This is a genomic window from Pseudomonadota bacterium (genome assembly GCA_034660915.1).
GTDB lineage: Bacteria > Desulfobacterota > Anaeroferrophillalia > Anaeroferrophillales > Anaeroferrophillaceae > DQWO01.
The window spans coordinates 1-6242 of sequence record JAYEKE010000085.1; the positions used below are offsets into that span (position 1 = coordinate 1).

7 protein-coding genes are annotated in these 6242 nt (G+C 49.6%); 2 read left to right on the forward strand and 5 right to left on the reverse strand.

Annotated features, from left to right (window positions below):
• The 4 genes from U9P07_05005 to U9P07_05020 all read right to left on the reverse strand — a co-directional run.
• A partial coding sequence (locus tag U9P07_05005) for a phosphate ABC transporter permease family protein (GenBank protein MEA2108761.1) occupies positions 1 to 688 on the reverse strand: 688 nt, incomplete at its 3' end.
• A gap of 168 nt (positions 689 to 856) precedes the next feature.
• Positions 857 to 1543: a phosphate signaling complex protein PhoU gene (gene phoU / locus U9P07_05010; protein ID MEA2108762.1), complete on the reverse strand. Its 687-nt coding sequence runs from the start codon at positions 1541 to 1543 to the stop codon at positions 857 to 859.
• A gap of 12 nt (positions 1544 to 1555) precedes the next feature.
• The gene (locus tag U9P07_05015) at positions 1556 to 3340 is read right to left on the reverse strand and encodes an ATP-binding protein (protein ID MEA2108763.1); all 1785 of its coding nucleotides are present in this window, start codon (positions 3338 to 3340) and stop codon (positions 1556 to 1558) included.
• 4 nt (positions 3341 to 3344) lie between these two features.
• Entirely contained in the window at positions 3345 to 4046 is a 702-nt protein-coding gene (locus tag U9P07_05020) for a response regulator (GenBank protein MEA2108764.1), read from the reverse strand.
• Positions 4047 to 4230: 184 nt separating this feature from the next.
• On the opposite strand from U9P07_05020, the gene U9P07_05025 reads away from it, so the two are divergent.
• Both U9P07_05025 and nadS read left to right on the forward strand, forming a co-directional pair.
• A complete protein-coding gene (locus tag U9P07_05025) occupies positions 4231 to 4545 on the forward strand; it encodes a hypothetical protein (protein ID MEA2108765.1) in 315 nt (104 codons plus the stop codon).
• Positions 4542 to 4835 carry a NadS family protein gene (gene nadS, locus U9P07_05030; GenBank protein MEA2108766.1) on the forward strand — a complete coding sequence of 98 codons (294 nt, stop codon included), beginning with the start codon at positions 4542 to 4544 and terminating at the stop codon, positions 4833 to 4835. Before U9P07_05025 ends, nadS begins: the two co-directional genes overlap by 4 nt.
• 161 nt (positions 4836 to 4996) lie before the next feature.
• Here the strand turns inward: nadS and U9P07_05035 are convergent, their stop codons facing one another.
• Positions 4997 to 6205 (reverse strand): multiheme c-type cytochrome, encoded by a 1209-nt coding sequence (locus U9P07_05035; protein MEA2108767.1) that lies wholly within the window; start codon positions 6203 to 6205, stop codon positions 4997 to 4999.
• Between the last annotated feature and the right edge of the window lie 37 nt (positions 6206 to 6242).

The window sequence follows — 6242 nt, forward strand, 5'->3', positions numbered from 1 at the left end:
TAGCGCCAAAAGAACCGGAAGAGCCGACCTGGTCAGCGCGGATGGCCATTTGGGGGCTCCAGTGCAGACCAAAAAGAAAATCGGCTACCGGTATGGCTTTGAAAAAGCGCAGGGCTTCAAAAAGGATTGACAGGATAATGCCGATGGTGGTGAAAATAGCAACGGTTGAAGATGCCAGCAGCAAGAGTTTGATGACTCTTTCCACCTGGTTGCGGGCCCGGGTTGTCGGTTTCAGCCGCTCGAGCGTCAGCAGCATCCCGCCAATTGCCAGAACCAGGCAAGCTACGGCCAGGATGGTATGACTGAGGTTGGTCAAAGACTGGTAATGATTGGCAGCGGCCTGGATCTCTGGGGTAACATTCTGGGAGACGATATTACCAGAGACCAGGTTTTTTATATCATTGAGCAGCAGATTCAATTCGCCGGCAGGGAGTAACCGCAGTTTCTCCGGCAGGTTGCTCAGAACCAGGTGGGTAATAATTCTGCTTTCACCGGCCAGCCAGAAAGCGGCAAGAACCAGGGCCGGCAGTCCGCACCAGAGGGCGGCCAGGGCCCCGTAATAAAAAGGTCGGGAATGCAGCCGCGGCAGTCCACCGATTTTTTTGGCAAGTGCATGGGAACGTTTGCGGCCGTAGATAAAGGCAATGGCCGTCAATGCCAGGAGAATCAGGAATAATAATGAGATCATGATGATCTTTTTCAGTAATTAATCAATGACAATGTGGATGAGCTGATTTTATAATCAGGAGCAGATGTAGCAGGAAAATATTAAGTTAAAATTAAGATAGAGTAAAAAGGCGGGAAATCGGTGCCGTTCCGTTAGCCAGTCGATTGACAGAGCGGCACGAACCGTCGGCTAGTCTTCTTCTTCCTCTCTCTTAATGAAATCTTCCGTTCGGTGGCGGATCACTTCTCCCTCCACCATATAAACAACATCTTCGGCAATGTTGGTGGCTAAATCAGCAATTCTCTCCAATTGGCCGGAGGCGGATAAGAGATGGCTGGCCCTTTTAACGGTAGAGGGATTCTTTTGCATCTGCCGGCGGAGGGATTTGATCATTTTATGGTTGGCCAGGTCTACGGCATCATCCATAGTGATGACCTGACGGGCCAGTTTGGCATCGTTGTGGGTCAGGGCATCAAGGCTGTAGGTGAGCATCTTTTGAACTTTGTCCGCCATCCCGGGAAAATCAAGGGTGAGAGCGAGCATTTCCCTGGTAGAAAGGAAAATGGCCCGTTCGGCAATGTTTACCGCCAGGTCGCCAACCCTTTCCAGGTCGTTGTTGACTTTAAGAGCAGTGATGACAAACCTGAGATCAATGGCAACCGGTTGATGAAGGGCGAGAATTTTAAGGCATTCTTCTTCTATTTTTACCTCTTTTTCATTAATGAGAAAATCTTCCTGAACAACTTCTTCGGCCAGTTCCTGACGCCGGTCCACCAGGGCGGTCAGGGCCTTCTGGGTGGCATTTTCGACCATTGAGGCGATGACCAGTAATTCTTTTTTCAGGTTGTCCAGTTCACGCTGCAGATGTTTTGACATGGAAATACTCCTTCAATTTTCATCCAGTGGAAATATAAGTTGAAATGTGCTGCCACTGCCGGGGATGCTTTTCACCTCAACCCGGCCGCCATGGGCCATGACGATATGCCTGACAATGGATAGCCCCAGGCCGGTGCCCCCAAGTTCCCGGGAACGGGCCTTGTCAACCCGATAGAAGCGTTCAAAGATGCGTTCCTGATCTTGAGGCTCAATGCCGATGCCGGTATCCCGGACCTCAATGACCGCCTGATGATCTTTACTGAAACATCGCAGCCATATATGACCTTGTTCGGGGGTGTATTTGATCGCGTTGTCCAGCAGGTTGCTGACTGCCTGTTCCAGAGCATCCCAGCCACCGGTGATAATCAAAGGCGTTTCCGGGACCGAGAGTTCAATCGTGATCTGTTTTTCAATTGCTGACAGGGATAAATCCTCCAGGGTTTTCCTGGTAATTTCCGCCAGATTGACTGGCTCTTCGGCCAGGCTTTCATCCCGTAGTTCGAATCTGGAAAGGGCCAGGAGATCGGTGACGATAGCCGAAATCCTCAGGGATTGATTCTTAATTTTTTCCAGGAATGTCTGCTGTTTTTTCGGCGATATTTCCCCGTCATCAAGCAAGGTTTCCACCAGAGCGCGGATGGCTGTAATTGGGGTTTTCAGCTCATGGGACGCGTTGGCAACAAAATCGCGGCGCACAGTTTCCAGGTGACGTAATTCAGAAACATCCATGAGGACTACCATTGCTCCAACGGCCGAGCCGATGCCATCCTGCAAAGGGGCCGCGTGCATTTCAATGATCCGGTCATAGGTTCCATAAGCTATTTTTACACTTCGTTTGATGATCTGCAGGTCCCTGGCGGTATCGGAAAGAATCTTGCTTATCTCGTGGAGCCGGGTAGTTTCCCAGATAGGTTTGTTCAAGCTGTTATCGATATCAATTCCAAGCAGTGTTGCGGCCGCGTCATTAATATGAATAATAAGCTCATCTTTATTAATGGCAATGACACCTTCACTCATACAGCTTAAGATCGCACTCAGCTTATTGCGATCCATGTTGATGATTGCCAGCCGCTGTTGGGATTTTTCCGCCATTTTGTTTAATGCTTTTTCCAGACGGCCGATTTCATCTTTGCGCTTGACCGAAAGGCGTTTGCCGAAATTTCCCTGGGCCATGGCTTCCGACATCTCGGTCATGGCGGTCAGCGGCCGAGAAAAATGGCGGGCCAGGAGAAAACCCAGCAGCAGTGATATCAGGGTGACCAGGCTGACTCCCAGGGCAATGGTTTTCCTTACTTCCGCCAATCGTTGATCGACTATTTTCAGGGGCAGTGAGGTTCTGACATAACCCAGAAAATGTCCCGATTTATGGACCGAGCGGGCCAGGTACATCATTCTGGTCTGCAGGGTTTTACTGAAACGAATAGCCTGACCAAAATCGTGAAAGCGGGATTCCTGAACTTCAGGGCGCTGGCCATGGTTGTCCATGGTCAGGGGATCTTTATCGGAATCCGCCAGGACCACTCCCTGGGCATTAATGACAGTCATGCGCGTATGGATCTTTTTACCCAAAGAAACGACAGACTGCTGTAGTTCCCGGGTTGGGGGTTCTGTAAAATGGGGTGCGGCAACCTCGGCAAGCAGTAATGATCGGGTCTGCAGGGCTGCCTGTATATCGGCCAACTTGTTATTGGTAATGTAACGGCCCAGCAGGGTACCGACCAGCAAGGCTGAAAGCAGGATGAAAGTTGCAAAAACACTGTAGATTTTCCACAACATGCGGGAGCGCAGCATGGTCATCGTCTTATGTCCTTTCTTCGTCTTTAAAGCGATAACCAACCCCGCGGATGGTTTCAATCAAGTAGCGATAGTGGCCGAGTTTTTTTCTCACAGACTGAATATGAACGTCAATATTCCGGTCGACGATAAATTCATCTCGGCCTACCATCTGGCTGAGCAGGCGGTCCCGGGTAAAAACCCGGCCTGGATGACTGGCAAGGTAATAAAGCAGCTTCAGTTCGCTGGCGGTAAAAGAAACCGAAGTGTGGTCGACCATGACTTCATGACGTTCCATATCCATGACCACTCCATCACGTTCTATATGTCGTCGCATTATCCCTTCATCCTGTAATCCCCGGCGGCGGATGACCGCCCTGATCCGGGCCAGCAGTTCTTTAGGGCTGAAAGGTTTGACCATATAATCGTCGGCTCCCAGTTCCAGGCCCAGGATGATATCGCTTTCCTCGCCTTTGGCGGTTACCATGATAAGAGGAATGGAAGCTGTTTCTGTGTCATCTTTCAGTCGCTTACACACTTCCAGTCCGTCAATTTTCGGCAGCATCAGGTCAAGGAGTACAAGGGTTGGAGGGGTTTTCTGGATGAGTTCAAGCCCCTGCTTGCCGTCCGCCGCCGTCAGGACTTTATAGCCCTCCCGTTCCAGGTTGTATTCCAGGACCTCGCGGATATCCGTTTCATCCTCAACGATGATAATAAGCTCCTTGTTCATCTTTCTTCCTTTTGGCTCTATCGTTGTATTCCTGAGATCTCGGCAGGATTGCATAATGAAACTACTTATGGATTATGCCGTATCTATGTTAAGATAGTATAAAGTTATTTTTGTCAAGGTACGGAAAGTTTTAAATAGAATTTTCCCCTTGACTCTAATACGTCATTGACGTATAGTTTTCTTTATGAAATTTATTGAAACATCTATTTTCACCAAACAAGTACAAAAACTTATCCCCGATGAAAGTTACCGCATGTTGCAATCATCTTTGATGATCAAACCAAATGCCGGTGCCGTAATTAAAGGGGGTGGTGGACTTCGCAAAATTCGCTGGAAGTTGCCTGAATCGGGGAAAAGGGGGGCATTGCGGCTGATTTATTATTGGGATCCTCCAGAAATAATTTATATGATCTTTATGTATAAAAAAACTGAACAGGAAGATTTAACGCCCGAGCAAAGAAAAACATTGAAGAATTTGGTTAAGGACAATTTATTATGAAAAATGAAGACTTTAATTTATTAGTCGCCAGCATTAAAGAAGCCGGAGAGATTAAAGCCGGCAGAAAAAAACCAAGTCGACTATTTGAAATTACCGCACCGGAAATTAAAATGGTTCGAGAAACATTGCATGTTTCACAAAACGAGTTTGCGTTGATGATCGGCGTGAGTATTCGAACCTTGCAAAACTGGGAGCAGGGACGGAGGAAACCCGAAGGACCAGCCAAAGCCTTGTTACGCGTGGCATCAAGAAACCCCAAAGCTGTGCTTGAAGCACTTCATGCAGAATGAGATGATGACAGTAAATTGCTTCTCAGAAAAGGGAAGAGCATGGCTGTAAAACCGATGAACTAAACCCATTGGGCACCGCAAACCAGCGTTTTTGGTGACCAGCAAGAGCGTCCTGTACAAGGGCGCTCTTGCTGGTTAAGCAGTTAAAAGAAAATGTTATCTTACTTGTGGGTTGCCCGCATGGTGTGGGCCAGGTCTTTAATTTCCACCAGGTCCTTGGTCATCATTGCCCAGCCATACCAGTAGGCGTAGTCGGGATTGACGTGGAACTGCGCCTGGTAGGTGCGCATCCGATGCTTCATGTACATCTGGAAGAGTACCTGCTCTATAAATGTCGCCTGGTCCAGATTGCCGCCGCCGGTGCGCAGGAAGTAGAGAAAATCGGGATAGGCAAAGGTATAGGTATCCGGTTTCTTGATAATCCCGTCTTTGTAAAGGCCGGCGACGATCTCAATGGCTTCTGCCAACAGGTGGTCGGCCTTCTGCAGCATTGAATCACCCATTTCCAGCTGTGAGCGGGCATATTTTTCAGCGTGGCACTTGGCACAGGTCTTGATCATCTTTTCCCGCTCGGTTTCCCAGGCTTCCTGGGTTGTGCGGACCATGTCAACCGAAGTAACCAGCTCCAGACGGGCGGTTGGTTTGCCGGTGAAAGGATCAAGAACGCCAAGGGCTTTTAAAATAGTCACCCTGTCTGCGGCCCACTGTTTGTCTTTGGGCAGTGGCAGGCGCACTCCGAGAAAACCCCAGGCTGTACGGTTTTCGTGATTACCATTGGGCAGATGGCAATCCTGGCAGGTGGGTGCCGGGGCATCTTTATCCAGGCGGCCGGCCTCCCTGGCGAACCAGCGAGTTCCGTGTTTGGCGCTGCTCCACATTTCCCACTGGGGATGGTCATAGCCCATGTGGCACTGCTGACAGGCCCGGGGGTCCTGGGCTTCTTTCTTCGAGAAGCTGTGCCTTGTATGACATTCATCACAGGAGTTGTTCTGGTAACGATAGCCTTTGTCCAGTTGATCTTTTTTCTGGGCTTCTGTTTTAATTCCCATGTTATGGCAGCCGCCACAGCCGCGGCCGCCTTCCATCAATTCATCCGGTTCAACGTGGGTGATGGGTAGGGCGTTCAATGAGGTCCAGCCAAAGTTATGCTTGCCTTTGGAAAACTGGGTGAATTGCTCTTCATGACATTCAGCGCAGACATGTTCGCTGGGCAGTACGGCCAGATCGCCATCATTGGCTTTCTGGTGTTTATCACCGTGGCAGTCAGCACAGGTAATGTCTTCCGCCGCGTGTTTACTGGTTCGCCAGTCAGCCACCTGGCCGGGAGATACTTTTTCATGACAGGAGATACAGGTATTTTCCGCCGCCATGGCTTTGCCGCTGATTGTCAGAGCCAGCACAAAGACC

Coding starts and splice junctions, on each gene's coding strand:
- U9P07_05020 (MEA2108764.1), bottom strand. CDS start 4,046: ATGAACAAGGAGCTTATTATCATCGTTGAGGATGAAACGGATATCCGC.
- phoU (MEA2108762.1), bottom strand. CDS start 1,543: ATGTCAAAACATCTGCAGCGTGAACTGGACAACCTGAAAAAAGAATTA.
- U9P07_05015 (MEA2108763.1), bottom strand. CDS start 3,340: ATGACCATGCTGCGCTCCCGCATGTTGTGGAAAATCTACAGTGTTTTT.
- nadS (MEA2108766.1), top strand. CDS start 4,542: ATGAAAAATGAAGACTTTAATTTATTAGTCGCCAGCATTAAAGAAGCC.
- U9P07_05025 (MEA2108765.1), top strand. CDS start 4,231: ATGAAATTTATTGAAACATCTATTTTCACCAAACAAGTACAAAAACTT.
- U9P07_05035 (MEA2108767.1), bottom strand. CDS start 6,205: ATGGCGGCGGAAAATACCTGTATCTCCTGTCATGAAAAAGTATCTCCC.